Source organism: Serratia oryzae, assembly GCF_001976145.1.
Classification (GTDB): Bacteria; Pseudomonadota; Gammaproteobacteria; order Enterobacterales; family Enterobacteriaceae; genus Chania; species Chania oryzae.
The window spans coordinates 80,177-99,007 of the sequence record NZ_MOXD01000001.1 but is presented as its reverse complement, the minus strand read 5'-3'; the positions used below and the strand labels follow the sequence as shown (position 1 = coordinate 99,007).

Below are 18,831 nucleotides of genomic sequence, written 5' to 3'. Positions count from 1 at the left end.
TGTCCACCAATGAAACATAGATGCAACAAAATTGTTTTGCAAGTGTTACTTTTGGTTTGAATATTGTCCACCTCGCTGCTAGATTTAGGTAATATTGAGCAAGAAAAGGCGATATTTTGATATATCGGTCATAATTTCGAACACACCTAGAGGTCATTATGGGCAATATATTTAACAGACCAATCATCGGCGTGGTGATGTGCAGGTATAGGTTAAACCAACACCTCACACAGACCTTGCAAGAAAAGTACCTGAATGCTGTTTTATCCGCTGGTGGGTTACCCATCGCCCTGCCGCATGCGCTGGCAGAGCCGGAAATGCTGGAAGAGCTACTGCCACATCTCGACGGCATTTTGTTGCCGGGCAGCCCCAGCAACGTGCAGCCGCACCTTTATGGTGAAAACGGCGATGAGCCTGACGCCGATCCTGGGCGAGATGAATTGAGCCTGGCGCTGATCCGCCTGGCGCTCAACAGGCGCATTCCCCTTTTCGCCATTTGCCGCGGTATGCAGGAAATGGTGGTCGCCACCCAAGGCACTCTGCATCGCCGCCTGTATGAACAACCTGAGTTACTTGAACACCGCGAAGATCACGATCTGCCGCTGGAACAGCAATATGCTCCTGCCCATGAGGTGATCGTTCAGGATGGCGGCTTGCTGGCGCAACTGCTGCCAGATTGCAACCGCTTCTGGGTGAACTCCCTGCACGGCCAAGGGGCCAAAACCCTCGGCCCCAGCGCACGCATCGAAGCACATGCCGCCGACGGGTTGGTAGAGGCCATCAGCATCCGCGATCAGCCGTTTGCGCTGGGCGTGCAGTGGCACCCGGAATGGAACAGTGACGAATACGCGCTATCCCGCCTGCTGTTTGAGGGATTCATTACCGCTTGCCAGAATTATCAGAAGGAAAAACGCCTATGAGCGACGTCAGCTTGGCACCGGGGAAACGCTTATCACAGATCCGCCAGCAATTAGGGTTGTCGCAGCGCCGGGTAGCCGAACTGTCTGGATTAACGCACAGCGCTATCAGCACCATTGAACAGGATAAAGTCAGCCCGGCCATCAGTACGCTGCAAAAGTTACTGACGGTATATGGGCTGTCACTGTCGGCTTTCTTTGCCGAACCGGAAAAACCGGATGAACCGCAGATCGTCATTAACCATGAAGACCTGATTGAGATCGGCAGCCAAGGGGTTTCGATGAAACTGATCCACAACGGTGACCCAAACCGCACGTTGGCGATGATGATCGAAACCTATGAGCCGGGGACCACCACCGGCGAACGTCTTAAACATCAAGGGGAAGAGATCGGTACCCTGCTGGAAGGCGAAGTCATGCTGCAGGTGAACGGGCAGACCTATCACCTGCAGGCGGGCCAGAGCTACACCATCAATACCGGTATTCCCCACAGTTTCAGCAACACGTCGGCGCGGGTGTGCCGGATTATCAGCGCCCACACGCCGACCACCTTCTGATTAACGGAGCAAGGTATGGATTTCCACCACTTGCAGTACTGGCAACAACGGGCGCAGGCCCTGAAGATTGAAAACCGGCTGTTTATCAACGGCCGTTACCAACAGGCTGCCGCAGGGGAAACCTTTGCCGTAAACGATCCCGCTGCCCAGCGTGAGCTAGTGCAGATGGCACGCGGCAGCCAGGCAGATATCGATCTGGCGGTGCAGGCCGCCCGCGCAGTATTCGAGCGTGGCGACTGGTCACAGGCTGCACCCGCCCAGCGCAAAGCGACGCTGCTGAAGTTGGCGGCGCTGATGGAAGAACATCATGAACAGCTCGCCCTGTTAGAAACGCTGGACACCGGTAAACCCATCCGCCACAGCCTGCGTGATGACGTTCCCGGTGCCATTCGCTGCATGCGCTGGTACGCAGAAGCGATCGACAAAGTCTATGGTGAAATCGCCCCCACCGGTAACGATGCACTGGCGCTGATCCAACGCGAACCGATAGGCGTGGTGGGTGCAATTGTGCCCTGGAACTTCCCGCTGCTGCTGGCCTGCTGGAAACTAGGCCCGGCGCTGGCGGCCGGTAACAGCGTGGTGCTGAAGCCTTCGGAAAAATCACCGCTGACGGCGGTCTATCTGGCCGCCTTGGCGCAGCAGGCCGGGCTGCCGGACGGCGTGCTGAACGTGATCCCAGGCTATGGGCATGATGCCGGTAAAGCGCTGGCTCTGCACCCGAACGTGGATGCCCTCACCTTCACCGGTTCCACCCAGGTGGCGAAGCAACTGATGAAGTACGCCGGTGAATCCAACATGAAACGCGTCTGGCTCGAGGCGGGCGGCAAAAGTGCCAATATCATCTTCGCCGATTGCCCCGATCTGGATAAAGCCGCGCAGGGCGCTGCTGCCGGTATCTTCTACAACCAAGGCCAGGTGTGCATTGCCGGTACGCGTTTGCTGGTGGAAGAAAGCATCCAGCAGGAATTCCTCCAGGCACTGCGTAAGCATGCGGCGGCCTTCGAGCCCGGTAACCCGCTCGATCCACAAACCATCATGGGTACGCTCATCGACCAAGGGCATTGCGAAAAGGTGGTTGGCTATATTGAGCAGGGGCTGGAGCAAGGGGCCGCCCTATTACTTGATGGCCGCGAGCACAAGCAAGGCAGCCAGCCGGGCTATCTCGGCCCGACCATTCTTACCCAGGTAGACAACGCCATGAGCGTAGCGCGCGACGAAATCTTCGGCCCGGTGCTTGCGGTGACCACTTTCAACGGCGAACAGCAGGCGCTGGAACTGGCCAACGACAGCGAATATGGGCTAGGGGCCGCCGTTTGGACGCGCGATCTTTCCCGTGCCCACCGTATGGCTCGGCGGTTGAAAGCAGGCACCGTGTTCGTTAACAACTACAACGATGGCGATATGACCGTGCCTTTCGGCGGCTACAAACAAAGCGGCAACGGGCGCGACAAGTCGTTGCATGCGCTGGATAAATTTACTGAACTGAAAACCACCTGGATTTCTCTGGAATAAGGACTGCATCATGACTGAACACGTAAAAAGCTATTATGCGGCGACGGCCAATGCTCATCAGCCTTATCCGCAGTTGAATGAATCGATTGAATGCGACGTCTGTATCGTCGGTGGCGGCTATACCGGCCTGTCTTCAGCACTGTTTCTGGTGGAAGCCGGCTATAACGTGGTCGTGCTGGAGTCTGCACGTATCGGCTTCGGGGCCAGCGGCCGCAATGGCGGGCAGTTGGTCAACTCCTACAGCCGCGATATTGACGTGATTGAGGCGCGCTACGGTGCAGAAAGCGCCCGCATGCTGGGCAGCATGATGTTTGAAGGGGCCGATATTATCCGCAGCCGCATTAAACGTTACGCCATTGAATGCGACTATCGCCCAGGGGGCATTTTTGCCGCGCTCAACAATAAGCAATATCACGCCCTGATCGAGCAGAAACAGAACTGGGAACGGTACGGCAATACGCAACTTGAGCTGCTGGATGGCGAACGGATCCGCCAGGAAGTGGCCAGCGATCGTTACGTCGGCGCCCTGCTCGATCACAGCGGCGGCCACATTCACCCACTCAATCTGGCGCTGGGGGAAGCCGAAGCCATTCGCCTGCAAGGCGGGCGGATTTTCGAACAGTCGGCAGTCACTAATATCCGCCACGGCGAACCCGCGCTGGTCAGCACCGCCAACGGGCAAGTTACGGCGCGCTATGTCATCGTTGCCGGTAATGCCTATCTGGGTGACAAACTGGAACCCCGCTTGGCCAAGCGCAGTATGCCGTGCGGCACCCAAGTGGTAACCACCGAGCCGCTGGCACCAGAAGTCGCGGCCTCTTTAATCCCGCAAAACTACTGCGTGGAAGACTGTAACTACCTGCTGGATTATTACCGCATTACCGGCGATAACCGCCTGCTTTATGGCGGTGGCGTGGTGTATGGCGCGCGCGATCCCGACGATATCGACAATCTTATCCGCCCCAAACTGCTGAAAACCTTCCCGCAGTTAAAAGGTGTCCGTATTGACTATCGCTGGACAGGCAATTTTCTGCTGACGCTGTCGCGCATGCCACAGTTCGGCCGGTTAGAAAATAATGTCTACTATATGCAGGGTTACAGCGGCCACGGCGTGACTTGTACTCATCTGGCGGGCAAATTAATTGCCGAGTTGATGCGTGGCGATGCCGAGCGCTTCGACGCCTTTGCCAAGTTGCCGCACCTGCCATTTTTTGGTGGACGTAACTTGCAGATCCCGTTCACCGCCATCGGCGCCGCCTACTACACGTTACGCGATCGCATCGGTGTTTAAGCCTAGGAGCTCCTGACATTAGCCTGATTAAACAATCGACATCAAGATCAATAATTGATCTTGATGATGGCTTAGGGAGCTTTTATACAAAAAAACTCATCATTATGATGCAATATTGCATCGATATTTTGATGTACTATCGTCTCAAAAATCATATAGTAAGCACATATCAAGGATCACCGATTTCCCTGGTGTTGTTGTACTTGCCCCTCACTCTTTGCAGGGGCTTTTTTCTTCTTCCTGGCTGATTGCCATTCACTTCGATTTCAGCAGAATCAGGCAAGCTTCACGATTCCAATCCGTGCGTTGAACAATAGTGAGCTATCCCCTCTCGAACGGAGTACACTGCCTTCACCACACATCTACCCGGTGAAAGATATGTCTCTCCTCGATGCCCTCAAGATGTTCAGTGATACATCATCCGCCAATGTCACCTGCCCAAAATGCAATAAAGTTTCGTCGCAAAGCCGCCAGAAGCTGAACAAAAATATCACGATGATCTGCCCTCACTGCGGGCATTATTTCCGTAAGAACGAAGACTAAAACATTGTTGCACGTCTTTTGCGACAATAGCCCTTTATCCTCCGCAGTCTTACTTCCAAAATGCTGTTGCCCAGGCTGAAGGTTGAAATAAAGTGGCCAATGTGATGCCACTGACAGTCGTGCACGAACGGTAACTGTTGGCAGCATCTTAGGTGCTGATTGGTTAATGTGAACGAGCCATATCGCAATAAAGATTAACCGATCGCCATTGTGCACTTTAATAATACTGCCATTGATAGAGATAGGCGCACCTAACCCGCAAAGATGGATTATGATTTGAACAACTCCTATATAGGAAAGTAAATATTACGGCTGAGCACTCGGCACGAGATGATATTATAACCAGGGGCAAAGAGCTTAATGCCCCTGAAAAATAACATTGCACAATATGCTGTTATCACGGCGCATGTGAGCAGAGCGTAAGTTATTTTTTATCAAACAGTTAGACTCAATACACTACTATCAATTTTCGCACCTTGTTAAAACCCGCTGATTAGAATTAATAAATGAAACTATCTCACTTAATTATTGCCTCTGCACTCAGCGTTTGTAGCCTGCCTGTTCTAGCGACCACTACTGATTCTGTAGCTGTTTATGCGACTCAGCAACAGCAAGGCTCAACCTCTATTGGCAACCATAGTTTTCAACCAAGGATTTCACCGTTTCGCTAGCGAACCTGTCTGACAAAAATATTGACCTGAATAAGCTATGCCTATACCCAAAATAATTCGAGTTGCTTGTAGGCGGCAACGGAGTGACAAATCGGTCTTTGACCGATTTGAACAGCGCTTGCGCTGGCCCGTAGGATGAGCTTCGAAGAGGCTCATAATCCCCAGGAGCTTACTCAAGTAAGTGACTGGGGTGAACGAAGTCAGCCAACACCCAAGCAACTCTTTTGGGTTTATTCACGATATATCTATGAGGTATGGCAGAATCGATATGCATGACAACGAACTTCATCGGTTTCTTGAAAAGATCAATTTTCATACGGAACTATGAAAAATAATTTAATATTCACCTAACTAATTAGTATTAATCAGATGGAAACATTCACACTAAGAATACTTATTTAAACTCCCACTCGATGTTCGCTACACCTTACGAGTTAGGCATCCATACGCTGTCGAAAGACCGTTGTCTCTTTTTTTGAAGTGCATCAAATTATCATGCAATAAATATTGATTTACCAAGTAAACATTAGCTACTCTTCACTTTAGAGTAATTAAATATTCCATATAATGTTTAATTTAAAGAATATTTATTTCCCTGGTGTTGGTCAAATGACCCCCACCACTCGACGGAGAGTGGTGGTTTTTTTTGTGCGTAATTTGGTCCCTCCCTTCTCAAGCTCCGTGTTGAGCGCATTTCTCCTACTTTTTGTTGGTAACCTGGGGCTCTTGGATGTTAATTTACTTGCACACTGTCAAAAACGGTTAGATATTGAACTTTTATACACAAAAGATATTCCTCATGACTAAAGCATCATTCATCAGAGTTTGGTTCACGTTTGCGACCACTTATACCTGCTTAACCTTAAGCCACCAAATTGGTGATGACTACTTTAATGGTGCCAAGTGGCCTTGGTTAATCGGCACTGTGCTGTTAACTACCATCGTCTGGACTACCAGTTCAAAGTTAAAAGAACTGAAGTAACTATTACAGATAGCACTCGTTGTGCGCCATCTGTAATGCAATTCCCTGTAATCACTTGCACCATGCGGCAATTCTCACCGAACATATACAGCACAGCCAGAGTGATACTCATCCTCAAATGTAGATAGAAAGCTTTATCACGCCAGGCCGTTAACGCACGCCCGTCCCCTGCTTCATCGTGCACAAAGTAAGAGTTTTTATGCACAAAATATTCAGCACACTCTTTAACCTCATCTCACTCTTCGCTGACAGATATAGTCGCAAGCTGGATTAATTCAAATTGAAATATATTTCAAACTCATAATTTTAAATTTAATTACTATAAAACCAAGCAATTAAATTTTTAGAAAATTCTCATAGACGGATTGATTTTTATTTTAACTGGTGTAAGTTCTATATATACGTTGCGGGTTCAACGATGCTCTTGCATCGCTGCCGGTGGTTGCACCAAACCCGCATATTCATCCTCTCAGTTTCTCCCGTTGCCACTTAAACACCTCTTCAACCCTAGATGCCAACATCAAGCTAGACGTGTGCCGCCTCAACACAATATTCGTAGTGGTCTCGCCATTTTTCGAACACGTGAAAACACGATGCGAATGGCCCCTGTCGCTGGCTTTCGTGTGCTATCGCCGATTTTATACCGGCCAGCATGCACCATGTGCATAACGAAGTAATCTAGCGGGTTAGCAACTTTAACCCTTGCAATATCATCGGTTCGGATAGCAAGAACTTAATACCTTCATTGTTTTTAGCACGTTTGCTGTTAACGTAGAAAACCGGCTTAAATTCCTGCCAGTTTACCGCCGCGGAGTACCGTACACCTCGATCAATCCGATCGTGTTGCCGGGTTACAGTTTCTATACGTCATTACTGATTGCCACAGAACCTCCCCATGGCGCGAATGCCTGTTTAAATGTTGGACAGATACGGTTTGCTTGCGCGTAACGCAACAGCCTAACTTAGGAAGCTGTTCTGTGGCGCAGTAAATTACTGAATATTTACAGTATGTTACAAGCCCCCCTTAATTTTAAGGCTATTAACTATGCTCAATTTTTTCCCAAGGATGTATCCTGCGATACTGAATATCTTCAACTCTTTAGTGATCGCAATGACTACTATGTGTTGAACTTCCCCCCATTCATTACTAATGGATATATTTACAAGCCGTTTTAATTCCAATCTAAACACATTACAAAAATAATTATTTTAAATTTAATTAATTCAAAAACAAGCAATTAATATTTTTAGAAAATTCTCATAGAGAGCTTGATTTTTATTTTGGCTAGTATAAGTTTTATATATACGCTGCGGGTCCAGCGATGCCCTCAATTTACTGCGTCGCTGCAGGTGGTTGCACCAAACCCGCACTTTTATTTCATTATGTTCTCCATACCACTTAATCCTTACCCATGTTCGATTAGCCTGCTGTAACTTTGCACCAATCGCCTCACCGCCTGGGTATTGAGCAGTTTTCAAATAGCATCAACGCATACCTGGAAGCGTTTAGCGAGTAATGGCATACAAGTATTGACGCCGCCCAGGTGTAAAAATTTACCTTTTGAAGAGGTGGCGTTAAATGGGGCTCCGTAGAAGGGAGCCTTGTCCGTTTTAATCCTGCAACAACTCCATCTGCTGTTCGTATTCTCGGTCTTTCTTACCCTGATGCCTCACATAACGCCTGATAATTTCTTTGTTCACACCAACCGTGTCAGCAAAGTTGCCCCTTACCCAAAAGTCATTCCCCCAAAGCTTCTTCCGTGTATGTGGGAACTTATTGTAAAGGCGAATAGTTCAACCCAACACGTTAAATAGCAGTTTTAAAAAAATTCGCGATCTTTCCGGCCTGTCTTGGGGAAAAGCCCCCACATTTCATTAAATCCGATCTCTGACTGAACGCCTATGCAGAGAACAAAAGTGAACACCAAGGATTTATTAGGGCATAAATCGCAGCATCAAACTGACCGTTATAACGATGATCGGGGGAAGAATGGGAAGGTTGTAGGAGGGTAAAAATAGCTCACCTTTCATACCGTTTTGCAGAAGAATTTTGGCAGGGAGAAAAAGAGACGGGAGCCATAAGCTCCCGTAATCATTTAACGCCCAAACACCATTACATGTGTTTAACGATAGCGTCGCCAAACTCTGAGCATTTCAGCAGCTTAGCACCTTCCATCAGGCGTTCAAAGTCATAGGTCACGGTCTTGGCAGCGATGGCACCTTCCATGCCTTTAACAATCAGATCAGCCGCTTCGAACCAGCCCATATGACGCAGCATCATCTCGGCCGACAGGATCACAGAACCTGGGTTCACTTTATCCTGGCCGGCATACTTAGGCGCGGTACCGTGAGTGGCTTCAAACAGCGCGCAGTCGTCACCGATGTTGGCGCCTGGGGCGATACCGATACCACCAACCTGTGCGGCCAAGGCGTCAGAAATGTAGTCACCGTTCAGGTTCATACAGGCAATTACGTCATATTCCGCTGGGCGCAGCAGGATTTGCTGCAGGAATGCGTCGGCGATCACGTCTTTAACCACGATCTCTTTGCCCGTATTCGGGTTCTTGATCTTCAGCCATGGGCCACCGTCGATCAGCTCACCGCCAAACTCTTCACGCGCCAGTTCGTAGCCCCAATCTTTGAAGGCACCTTCGGTGAACTTCATGATGTTGCCTTTGTGAACCAGGGTCACTGAATCACGGTCGTTGGCGATCGCATATTCGATCGCCGCACGCACCAAGCGCTTGGTGCCCTCTTCAGAACATGGCTTCACGCCGATGCCGCACTGCTCTGGGAAGCGGATTTTCTTCACGCCCATTTCTTCGCGCAGGAACTTGATCACTTTGTCAGCTTCTGCTGAACCGGCTTTCCATTCAATACCTGCGTAGATGTCTTCAGCGTTTTCACGGAAAATCACCATATCGGTCAGTTCCGGCTGTTTTACCGGGCTTGGCGTACCTTGGTAGTAACGCACCGGGCGCAGACACACGTACAGATCGAGCTGCTGACGCAGGGCAACGTTCAGGGAGCGGATACCGCCACCCACCGGAGTGGTCAGCGGGCCTTTGATAGCAACGCGGTAATCACGAATAAGATCCAGTGTTTCATCCGGCAGCCACACGTCTTTCCCGTATACGTGGGTGGATTTTTCACCGGTATAGATTTCCATCCAGGAGATTTTACGTTCGCCGTGGTAGGCTTTTTTAACTGCTGCATCAACCACGTGAATCATAGCAGGGGTAACATCGACGCCAATGCCGTCACCTTCGATGAACGGGATGATCGGGTTAGGCGGAACAACCAGTTTACCCTGGGCATCAACCGTAATCTTTTTACCTTCTGCCGGAACAACTACTTTGCTTTCCATCAACCTCTCCTTCATTCTTCAAGCGCAATTTTTGTTAATGCTTTGTAAGATGCGTGTCAATACTACTTGAATATTCAGTCCGCGCCAATCCGAAACGGATTCGGTTATAATGCGCCTATCATCCGTAATATCAACGACTATGAATAAATTCCCTGTTAAAAATCACCAAGTTAAACGATTCAGCTCAGCCAGGCCCGCCGCGCGCACAGCGCCGCAGGGGCCGCGCCGGGTGGTGTTATTCAACAAACCCTTTGATGTATTGCCGCAGTTTACCGACGAAGCCGGGCGCACCACGCTGAAAGAATTTATTCCCTTTACCAACGTCTATGCCGCAGGGCGCCTCGATCGCGACAGTGAAGGATTGCTGGTGCTGACCAACGACGGCAAATTGCAGGCACAACTGACACAGCCCGGTAAACGTACCGGCAAGGTGTATTACGTACAGGTGGAGGGCGAACCGCAAGAAAGCGATCTGGCCCCATTGCGCCACGGCGTCACGCTAAAAGATGGCCCAACCTTGCCCGCTGGCGTGGAACGGGTGGAGGAACCTCAGTGGCTTTGGCCACGCAACCCGCCAATCCGCGAGCGCAAATCCATACCGACCAGTTGGTTGCGAATCACCTTGTATGAGGGCCGCAACCGCCAAGTGCGGCGCATGACGGCGCATATCGGCTTCCCTACTCTGCGCCTGATTCGCTACAGTATGGGAAACCTTTCCTTGGGCACGCTGCAGCCCGGCGAATGGCAAACGCTTGATTCGCTTTAACCGCCAGAGGAGCCACCATGTTCAAACCACACGTTACCGTTGCCTGCGTGGTTCATGCCGCCGGTAAGTTTTTGATCGTTGAAGAAACCATCAATCACAAAGCCTTGTGGAATCAGCCCGCGGGCCATTTGGAAGCGGATGAAACGCTGATCCAGGCCGCTGAGCGCGAACTGTGGGAAGAAACCGGTATTCGCGCCACACCGCAGGCGTTCTTGCGCATGCATCAGTGGCTGGCACCAGACGGCACGCCGTTTCTGCGTTTCAGCTTCGTGATTGAGCTGGAAACCCCGTTGCCCACCGAACCCCATGATCGTGATATCGATCGTTGTCTGTGGCTGAGCGCCGAGCAAATCTTTGCGGCCAACAACCTGCGCTCTCCGCTGGTTGCCGAGAGCATTCGCTGCTATCAGCAGCCGGAGCGTTATCCGCTGTCGCTGGTTGCCAGCTTCAACTGGCCATTTTGATGGCATATATACCCGCCTTACTTGGAATTGCAGCGGCCCCAAAGGCAACGGGCCGAGCCACTGCCCGCAACCAACAACGCTGCTGCTTCAAGTAATAAGGGTATAAGTGCCGTGCGCACCGGCGGCCAACGTGGTAAAGTACTGCGCTTGTTTTTATCGCAGTCTATGTTCAAGTTCGTGAGATCCCAATGTCAGACAACAGCCAGAAAAAAGTAATCGTCGGGATGTCCGGCGGTGTCGACTCTTCCGTTACTGCCTATCTGTTACAGCAACAGGGCTATCAGGTCGCTGGGCTGTTCATGAAGAACTGGGAAGAGGACGATGACGAAGAGTACTGCTCTGCCGCCACCGATTTGGCCGACGCGCAGGCGGTCTGCGACAAACTCGGCATTGAATTGCACACGGTGAATTTCGCGGCCGAATACTGGGATAACGTGTTCGAGCTGTTCCTCGAAGAGTATAAAGCCGGCCGCACGCCAAACCCGGATATCCTGTGTAATAAAGAAATCAAATTCAAAGCGTTCCTGGAGTTCGCCGCCGAAGATCTGGGGGCCGACTACATCGCCACCGGCCACTATGTGCGCCGCCAGGACGTTGACGGCAAAAGCCGCCTGCTGCGCGGTATCGACGGCAACAAAGACCAGAGCTATTTCCTCTACACCCTCAGCCACGAGCAGGTGGCACAAAGCCTGTTCCCGGTAGGCGAGCTTGAAAAACCACAGGTGCGCCACATTGCAGAGCAGTTGGAACTGGTTACCGCCAAGAAAAAAGACTCTACCGGCATCTGTTTTATCGGCGAGCGTAAATTCCGCGACTTCCTTGGCCGCTACCTGCCCGCACAGCCTGGCCCGATCGTCAGCGTTGACGGCCACACCATCGGTGAACACCAAGGGCTGATGTATCACACCCTCGGCCAACGCAAAGGGCTGGGCATTGGTGGGATGAAAGACAGCAGCGAAGATCCGTGGTACGTGGTGGATAAAGACGTTGCCAACAATATTCTGATCGTCGCCCAAGGCCACGATCATCCACGCCTGATGTCCACAGGCCTGATCGCTCAACAACTGCACTGGGTCGATCGCCAGCCTTTGACGGCAATCCTGCGCTGCACGGTGAAAACCCGTTATCGCCAACAGGATATTCCCTGCACCGTTACGCCGCTCGGCGCAGAACGCATTGAAGTGCGCTTCGACGAACCAGTGGCTGCCGTGACCCCAGGCCAGTCCGCCGTGTTCTATCTGGGCGATATCTGCCTGGGCGGCGGCATTATCGAACAACGCTTACAGGAGTAATCGTGGCGAAGAATTATTACGACATCACGCTGGCGATGGCCGGAATCAGCCAGTCAGCGCGCTTGGTACAGCAGTTGGCGCACGAAGGGCAAGCCGATCGCGAAGCGTTCCACACCTTGCTGAACAGCCTGTTGCAGATGGACCCACCTTCTACGCTGGCGGTATTTGGCGGTGAGGAACGTAACCTGAAAATGGGCCTGGAGACGCTGATGGGCGTGCTCAACGCCAACAATAAGGGCCTGGCCGCAGAACTGACTCGCTACACCATCAGCCTGATGGTGCTGGAGCGCAAACTGCACGCCAACAAGTCGGCGATGAATACGCTTGGCGAGCGCCTGAGCCAGCTAGAACGCCAACTGGCACATTTCGAGCTGGAGTCAGACACCATTATCAGCGCACTGGCCGGGATTTATGTCGATGTTGTGGCTCCGCTGGGGCCGCGTATTCAGGTTACAGGTTCACCGGCCATTCTGCAGAACCCACAGGTTCAGGCTAAAGTGCGCGCTACGCTGCTCGCGGGCATCCGTGCTGCCGTGCTGTGGCAACAGGTCGGCGGCAGCCGCCTGCAATTAATGTTTTCTCGTAATCGTCTGTTCAAGCAGGCGCAAAATATCGTTGCTCATTGTTAATCGATCCCAGGAGTTGCTACCGATGGAATTATCCTCACTGACCGCCGTTTCCCCCGTTGACGGACGCTACGGTGATAAAGTCAGCGCACTGCGCCCCATTTTCAGCGAATACGGTCTGCTGAAATTCCGCGTGCAGGTTGAAGTACGTTGGCTGCAAAAACTGGCCGCCTGCGCAGAAATCCGGGAAGTTCCGGCTTTTGACGCTGACGCAAACGCTTACCTTGATAAGATCGTCGCCGAATTCAGCGAACAAGACGCACAACGCATCAAAACCATTGAGCGCACCACCAACCACGATGTGAAAGCGGTTGAATACTTCCTGAAAGAAAAGGTGGAAGCTATCCCTACCCTGCATGCGGTGTCGGAGTTTATCCACTTCGCCTGTACCTCAGAAGATATCAACAACCTGTCGCACGCGCTGATGTTGCAAACGGCGCGCAAAGAGGTGGTGTTACCATTCTGGCGCCAAATCATAGATGCGATCAAAGGGTTGGCGCTGGAGTACCGCGACATTCCGCTGCTGTCGCGCACCCATGGTCAGCCTGCGACCCCGTCCACCGTCGGTAAAGAGTTCGCCAACGTGGCCTACCGTATGGAGCGCCAGTTCCGTCAGTTGGAACGCGTTGAAATCCTCGGCAAAATCAACGGCGCCGTGGGCAACTACAACGCCCATATCGTGGCTTATCCGGAAGTGGACTGGCACCGTTTCAGCGAAGAGTTTGTCACTTCGCTGGGCATTACCTGGAACCCGTACACCACCCAGATCGAGCCGCACGACTATATCGCCGAGCTGTTCGACTGCGTCGCGCGCTTCAACACCATTCTGATCGACTTTGACCGTGATATCTGGGGTTACATCGCCCTCAATCACTTCAAGCAAAAAACCATTGCCGGTGAAATCGGTTCTTCCACCATGCCACACAAGGTCAACCCGATCGATTTCGAGAACTCCGAAGGCAACCTGGGCCTGGCCAATGCCGTGATGGGCCACTTGGCAAGCAAATTGCCGGTTTCTCGCTGGCAGCGCGACTTGACCGATTCCACCGTACTGCGCAACCTGGGCGTCGGCCTGGGTTATGCCTTGATTGCCTATCAGGCCACGCTGAAGGGCATCAGCAAGCTGGAAGTGAATCAGGCTCACCTGCTGGACGAACTGGATCACAACTGGGAAGTGCTGGCTGAACCCATCCAGACGGTAATGCGCCGTTACGGCATTGAGAAACCTTACGAGAAGCTGAAAGAGCTGACCCGCGGCAAGCGCGTGGATGCGGCCGGTATGCAGGCGTTTATCGATAGCCTGGAACTGCCGGAAGCAGAGAAAACCCGCCTGAATGCCATGACCCCGGCTAACTACATTGGGCGCGCCACCACCATGGTTGATGAGCTGAAATAAGTTTGAAGCAAGACTAATGAGGCGATGTTCAGTCGCCTCACTTTTTACGGCATAAACGCCTGCAAGCGCTGTTTCTGTTGCCCGTCGGCGCTAAAATTCTCCTCATCAAGCCACTGCTCAAACGCAGTGCGCACAGCGGGCCAGCGATCTTCGGTCATCGCAAACCAGTCAGTGTCCCTGTTACGCCCTTTGGTCACCAGGGCTTTCATGAACCGCCCTTCGTAACTGAAACCGAAACGCCGCGCAGCCTGGCGGGAGGGTTCATTCAGGCTGTCACACTTCCATTCACAGCGGCGATAGCCTAGCTCATCAAAGGTGTAGCGCAGCAGCAGAAAGATCGCCTCGGTGGCGCAAGAGCGCTGTTTCATCAACGGCGACCAGTTAACATGGCCAATCTCCAGCACGCCGCTGGCCTCTTCAATACGCATCAAGGCGACCGTTCCCACCGGCGTTTGATGACGCGAGTCGAGCACCAGCAGATTCACCAGCCCCGTATTGGCCTGGAGCTTTTCCAGATGCGTTCGCATTGCTGCCAAGCTTTCTGGCCGTTCCCCCATAAGATAGGTCCAATCGCGGCCATCTGGCGCTTGCTGATAGGCATTAAACAGCGCAGCAAAATCTCGTTCGGCATCCAACGCGACAAGGCGGCAAAACTGACCGTTCAGCGTTGCCCCCGTCGGCCTTGGCCGCGGTTGCCATTCCGGTAATGCTTCCCCCACGGGTTGGCCATATTCATTGAACGCCATAAATTTATTCCATCTGATTGCAGCAAAATTGAATAACACAACAGAATACATCGCCACAACAAGCTAAACTATTCTTCCCCGTTTAGGTTTGGTTTAGCTTTGTTTACACACTGTTTATCCTGCGTTTATAGCCGACTGTCGATAATTACCGCATCCAACTATGTGATAACACTGATTTCACAGCGCCAGCTTGCGGCATCAACGAGTTATACCTACCATAACTTAGTGCGAGCAGGTTAGCCCTAATACGTGCTGAAAATGTGTTACCGAGCGAACGTGGGTGAACAGAACTTCACCCCCCGATCTACAGGAGTCTGCTCCATGCGAATACTGGTTGTTGAAGATAATGGTCTATTACGCCACCACCTGTCGGTACAGATGCGCGAAATGGGACATCAGGTCGATGCGGCGGAAGATGCCAAAGAGGCGGATTATTTCTTGCAGGAACATGCGCCAGATATCGCCATTGTCGATCTCGGCCTGCCGGGCGAAGACGGCCTGAGCCTGATTCGCCGCTGGCGCGCCCAGCAGATGAAATTGCCCATCCTAGTGCTGACCGCCCGCGAAAGCTGGCAGGATAAAGTGGCGGTGCTGGAGGCCGGTGCTGACGATTACGTCACTAAGCCCTTCCATCTGGAAGAAGTGATTGCCCGTATGCAGGCACTGATGCGCCGCAACAGCGGCCTGGCTTCACAAGTGATCGTCTTGCAGCCCTTTCAGATCGACCTTTCGCGCCGCGAGTTGAGCGTCAATGACCAGCAAATCAAGCTGACGGCGTTTGAGTACACCATCATTGAAACGCTGATCCGCAATGCCGGTAAAGTGGTCAGCAAGGACTCGTTGATGCTGCAGCTTTACCCGGATGCCGAACTGCGCGAAAGCCATACTATCGACGTACTGATGGGCCGCCTGCGTAAGAAATTACAGGCTGAATATCCGCAGGACGTAATCACTACCGTGCGTGGTCAGGGCTATCGTTTTGACGCTAAGTGAACATCATGTTCAAAAAAGATAAAAAGCCTTTCTCGCTTCGGGCCCGCTTTCTGATGGCAACCGCCGGAGTGATCCTGGCGCTGTCACTTTCCTATGGGCTGGTTGCGATCGTCGGGTATATCGTCAGCTTCGACAAAACCTCCTTCCGCCTGCTGCGCGGTGAAAGCAATCTGTTTTTCAGCCTGGCGCAATGGAAAGACCAAAAATTAACCATTGCCATTCCCCCGGATCTTGACCTCAACTCCCCTACATTGGTGTTCATCTACGACGATAAAGGCAATTTGCTGTGGAGCCAGCGCAAAGTCCCGGAATTAGAAAAACTGATAAAAAAAGAGTGGCTAAAAGAGTCCGGCTTTTATGAAATTGATACCGATACCCGTATCAGTAGCGAAGTGCTGGGGGATAACCCCAAAGCCCAGAATCAGCTGAAAGATTACGATGAAACCGATCAGAACGCCCTGACTCACTCGGTGGCCATCAATACCTATGCCGCCACCACGCGTTTACCGGCCTTGAGCATTGTGGTGGTTGACAGTATTCCACAGGAACTGCAACGTTCCGACGTGGTGTGGGAATGGTTCAGCTATGTTTTGCTGGCCAATCTGCTGTTAGTGGTGCCCCTGCTGTGGCTGGCGGCGTATTGGAGCCTGCGGCCGATCAAGGCGTTGGTGAACCAGGTCGGCGAATTGGAAAATGGCGAACGCGAGCAACTGGACGAAAATCCCCCCAGTGAGCTGCGTGGATTAGTGCGTAATCTCAACATTCTGTTGCGCAACGAACGCCAGCGTTACACCAAATACCGCACCACGCTGTCAGATCTGACCCACAGCCTGAAAACACCGCTGGCGGTGCTGCAAACCACCCTGCGCTCACTACGCTCCGGCAACCAAACCACTATCGAAGAAGCGGAGCCGATCATGCTTGAGCAGATCAGCCGTATTTCACAGCAGATTGGTTATTACCTGCACCGGGCCAGTATCAATTCCGGGCAGACCGTGCTAGCGCGCGAGGTCCATTCGGTCTCGGCCTTGCTCGATAGCCTGGTTCTGGCGCTGAACAAGGTCTACCAGCGCAAAGGGGTAGCGATCACGCTGGATATCTCACCAGAAGTGACTTTTATGGGCGAGAAAAACGACTTTATGGAAGTGATGGGCAACGTCTTGGAAAATGCCTGCAAATACTGCCTGGAGTTTGTGGAAATCACCTCGCTGCACTCGGACAAGTATCTCACCATTGTGATCGATGACGATGGCCCTGGCATCCCTGAAAGCAAGCGTGAACTGATCTTTCAGCGTGGCCAGCGTGTCGATACCCTGCGCCCGGGGCAAGGCCTGGGGCTGTCGGTGGCGGCCGAGATTATCGAGCAGTATGACGGGCACATTACCATCAGCGACAGCCCGCTGGGAGGAGCCCGGATGGAGGTCACCTTCGCCCGTCAGCATGATTCCCACCATCACGAGTAAATTCTGCCGTTCAGGCCCCAACCCACGGGGCCCAACTTCCGTTATAATCACCCTCAAGCTCACTCAATCCTGGAATAGAAGATGGATTATCAATTAGATCTGGACTGGAACGACTTTTTGCAACGTTATTGGCAAAAGCGCCCGGTAATTCTGAAGCGCGGTTTTAAAAATTTTATCGATCCAATCTCCCCGGATGAGCTAGCCGGACTCGCGATGGAAAATGAAGTGGACAGCCGTTTGGTCAGCCACCAGGACGGCCGTTGGCAGGTTGCACATGGCCCCTTCGAAAGTTACGATCACTTGGGTGAAACCAACTGGTCGCTGCTGGTGCAGGCCGTCGATCACTGGCACGAGCCCTCCAGTGCGCTGATGCAACCGTTCCGCAAACTGCCGGACTGGCGCATGGACGATCTGATGATTTCGTTCTCTGTGCCGGGCGGCGGCGTAGGCCCACATCTCGATCAGTACGATGTTTTTATTATTCAGGGAACCGGCCATCGCCGCTGGCGCGTGGGCGAAAAAGTACCGATGAAGCAGCACAGCCCGCATCCAGACCTGCTGCAAGTCGAACCTTTCGACGCCATTATTGATGAAGAGATGGAGCCAGGAGATATTCTGTATATTCCGCCGGGCTTCCCGCATGAGGGGTATTCGCTGGAGAACTCACTCAACTATTCCGTGGGTTTCCGCGCCCCGAATGGCCGCGAACTGGTCAGCGGCTTTGCCGATTATGTCTTGGCGCGCGATCTGGGCAGCCAGCGTTACAGCGATCCGGACATGGCCTTGCGCGATCGCCCGGCCAATGTGTTACCGCAGGAAGTGGATGCCCTGCGCCAGATGATTCTGGACCTGGTGCAGCAGCCGGAACATTTCCAAGGCTGGTTCGGTGAGTTTATTTCGCAATCGCGCCACGAACTGGACATTGCACCACCGGAACCCCCGTATCAAGCGGGTGAAATCTACGAACTGCTGCAACAGGGCGAAGCGCTACAGCGCCTGGGCGGCCTGCGTGTGCTGCGCATTGGCGAGCAGTGCTTTGTTAACGGTGAGTTGATTGATACCAACCACCTGCAGGCGGCTGATGCACTGTGCCAACATTTCAGCGTTGATGCAGCCCTGCTGGGTGAAGCGATGGACGATCCTTCCTTCCTGGCTTTGCTGACCACACTGGTCAACAGCGGCTACTGGTATTTTAACGACTAAACGGCGTTCAGCGGGCGCAGCACGCTGCGCCCGGCAATCACG

The 18,831-nt window shown here is 52.4% G+C and carries 15 protein-coding genes and 3 pseudogenes; 15 read left to right on the top strand and 3 right to left on the bottom strand.

The window, feature by feature from the left end; genetic code table 11:
- Positions 1-158 precede the first annotated feature (158 nt).
- From puuD to BMI79_RS24515, 6 genes and pseudogenes are all read left to right on the top strand, one after another.
- Positions 159-920 (top strand): gamma-glutamyl-gamma-aminobutyrate hydrolase, encoded by a 762-nt coding sequence (puuD, locus tag BMI79_RS00440; protein ID WP_076939875.1) that lies wholly within the window; start codon positions 159-161, stop codon positions 918-920.
- On the top strand, positions 917-1,474 hold the full coding sequence (puuR, locus tag BMI79_RS00435) for an HTH-type transcriptional regulator PuuR (protein WP_076939874.1): 558 nt from the start codon (positions 917-919) through the stop codon (positions 1,472-1,474). Before puuD ends, puuR begins: the two co-directional genes overlap by 4 nt.
- A 15-nt stretch (positions 1,475-1,489) precedes the next feature.
- Entirely contained in the window at positions 1,490-2,986 is a 1,497-nt protein-coding gene (puuC, locus tag BMI79_RS00430) for an aldehyde dehydrogenase PuuC (protein ID WP_076939873.1), read from the top strand.
- A 10-nt stretch (positions 2,987-2,996) separates the two neighbouring features.
- Positions 2,997-4,277 carry an NAD(P)/FAD-dependent oxidoreductase gene (locus BMI79_RS00425; protein ID WP_076939872.1) on the top strand — a complete coding sequence of 427 codons (1,281 nt, stop codon included), beginning with the start codon at positions 2,997-2,999 and terminating at the stop codon, positions 4,275-4,277.
- A 378-nt stretch (positions 4,278-4,655) separates the two neighbouring features.
- Complete coding sequence (locus BMI79_RS24155) at positions 4,656-4,820, top strand: YnfU family zinc-binding protein (RefSeq protein WP_125828506.1); 165 nt, start codon at positions 4,656-4,658, stop codon at positions 4,818-4,820.
- A gap of 652 nt (positions 4,821-5,472) precedes the next feature.
- A pseudogene (locus BMI79_RS24515) lies at positions 5,473-5,547 on the top strand (hypothetical protein); the annotation flags it as partial.
- A gap of 2,537 nt (positions 5,548-8,084) precedes the next feature.
- Here BMI79_RS24515 and BMI79_RS00415 read toward each other — a convergent pair.
- A pseudogene (locus BMI79_RS00415) lies at positions 8,085-8,264 on the bottom strand (transposase); the annotation flags it as partial.
- 1 nt (position 8,265) lies between these two features.
- Between BMI79_RS00415 and BMI79_RS24150 the strand changes: the two are divergent.
- Positions 8,266-8,486 (top strand): annotated as a pseudogene (locus BMI79_RS24150) (site-specific integrase); the annotation flags it as partial.
- Positions 8,487-8,586: 100 nt separating this feature from the next.
- On the opposite strand, the gene icd reads toward BMI79_RS24150, so the two are convergent.
- A complete protein-coding gene (icd, locus tag BMI79_RS00410; RefSeq protein ID WP_076939870.1) occupies positions 8,587-9,840 on the bottom strand; it encodes an NADP-dependent isocitrate dehydrogenase in 1,254 nt (417 codons plus the stop codon).
- A 139-nt stretch (positions 9,841-9,979) separates the two neighbouring features.
- On the opposite strand from icd, the gene rluE reads away from it, so the two are divergent.
- The 5 genes from rluE to purB all read left to right on the top strand — a co-directional run bounded on the left by rluE (position 9,980) and on the right by purB (position 14,384).
- Positions 9,980-10,606, top strand: a complete 627-nt coding sequence (gene rluE, locus BMI79_RS00405) for a 23S rRNA pseudouridine(2457) synthase RluE (RefSeq protein ID WP_076939869.1) — start codon at positions 9,980-9,982, stop codon at positions 10,604-10,606.
- Between the two features lie 17 nt (positions 10,607-10,623).
- The gene (locus BMI79_RS00400; RefSeq protein ID WP_076939868.1) at positions 10,624-11,070 is read left to right on the top strand and encodes an NUDIX hydrolase; all 447 of its coding nucleotides are present in this window, start codon (positions 10,624-10,626) and stop codon (positions 11,068-11,070) included.
- A gap of 188 nt (positions 11,071-11,258) precedes the next feature.
- The gene (gene mnmA, locus BMI79_RS00395) at positions 11,259-12,362 is read left to right on the top strand and encodes a tRNA 2-thiouridine(34) synthase MnmA (protein WP_076939867.1); all 1,104 of its coding nucleotides are present in this window, start codon (positions 11,259-11,261) and stop codon (positions 12,360-12,362) included.
- Between the two features lie 2 nt (positions 12,363-12,364).
- Positions 12,365-12,991, top strand: a complete 627-nt coding sequence (gene hflD, locus BMI79_RS00390) for a high frequency lysogenization protein HflD (protein WP_076939866.1) — start codon at positions 12,365-12,367, stop codon at positions 12,989-12,991.
- A gap of 22 nt (positions 12,992-13,013) precedes the next feature.
- A complete protein-coding gene (gene purB / locus BMI79_RS00385) occupies positions 13,014-14,384 on the top strand; it encodes an adenylosuccinate lyase (protein ID WP_076939865.1) in 1,371 nt (456 codons plus the stop codon).
- A 44-nt stretch (positions 14,385-14,428) separates the two neighbouring features.
- Here the strand turns inward: purB and BMI79_RS00380 are convergent, their stop codons facing one another.
- A complete protein-coding gene (locus BMI79_RS00380; RefSeq protein WP_076939864.1) occupies positions 14,429-15,130 on the bottom strand; it encodes a GNAT family N-acetyltransferase in 702 nt (233 codons plus the stop codon).
- Positions 15,131-15,451: 321 nt separating this feature from the next.
- Between BMI79_RS00380 and phoP the strand changes: the two genes are divergently transcribed.
- The 3 genes from phoP to BMI79_RS00365 all read left to right on the top strand — a co-directional run bounded on the left by phoP (position 15,452) and on the right by BMI79_RS00365 (position 18,789).
- A complete protein-coding gene (gene phoP, locus BMI79_RS00375) occupies positions 15,452-16,123 on the top strand; it encodes a two-component system response regulator PhoP (protein ID WP_076939863.1) in 672 nt (223 codons plus the stop codon).
- Between the two features lie 5 nt (positions 16,124-16,128).
- Positions 16,129-17,586: a two-component system sensor histidine kinase PhoQ gene (gene phoQ / locus BMI79_RS00370; protein WP_076939862.1), complete on the top strand. Its 1,458-nt coding sequence runs from the start codon at positions 16,129-16,131 to the stop codon at positions 17,584-17,586.
- Between the two features lie 81 nt (positions 17,587-17,667).
- Positions 17,668-18,789: a ribosomal protein uL16 3-hydroxylase gene (locus BMI79_RS00365; protein ID WP_076939861.1), complete on the top strand. Its 1,122-nt coding sequence runs from the start codon at positions 17,668-17,670 to the stop codon at positions 18,787-18,789.
- Positions 18,790-18,831: the final 42 nt, after the last annotated feature.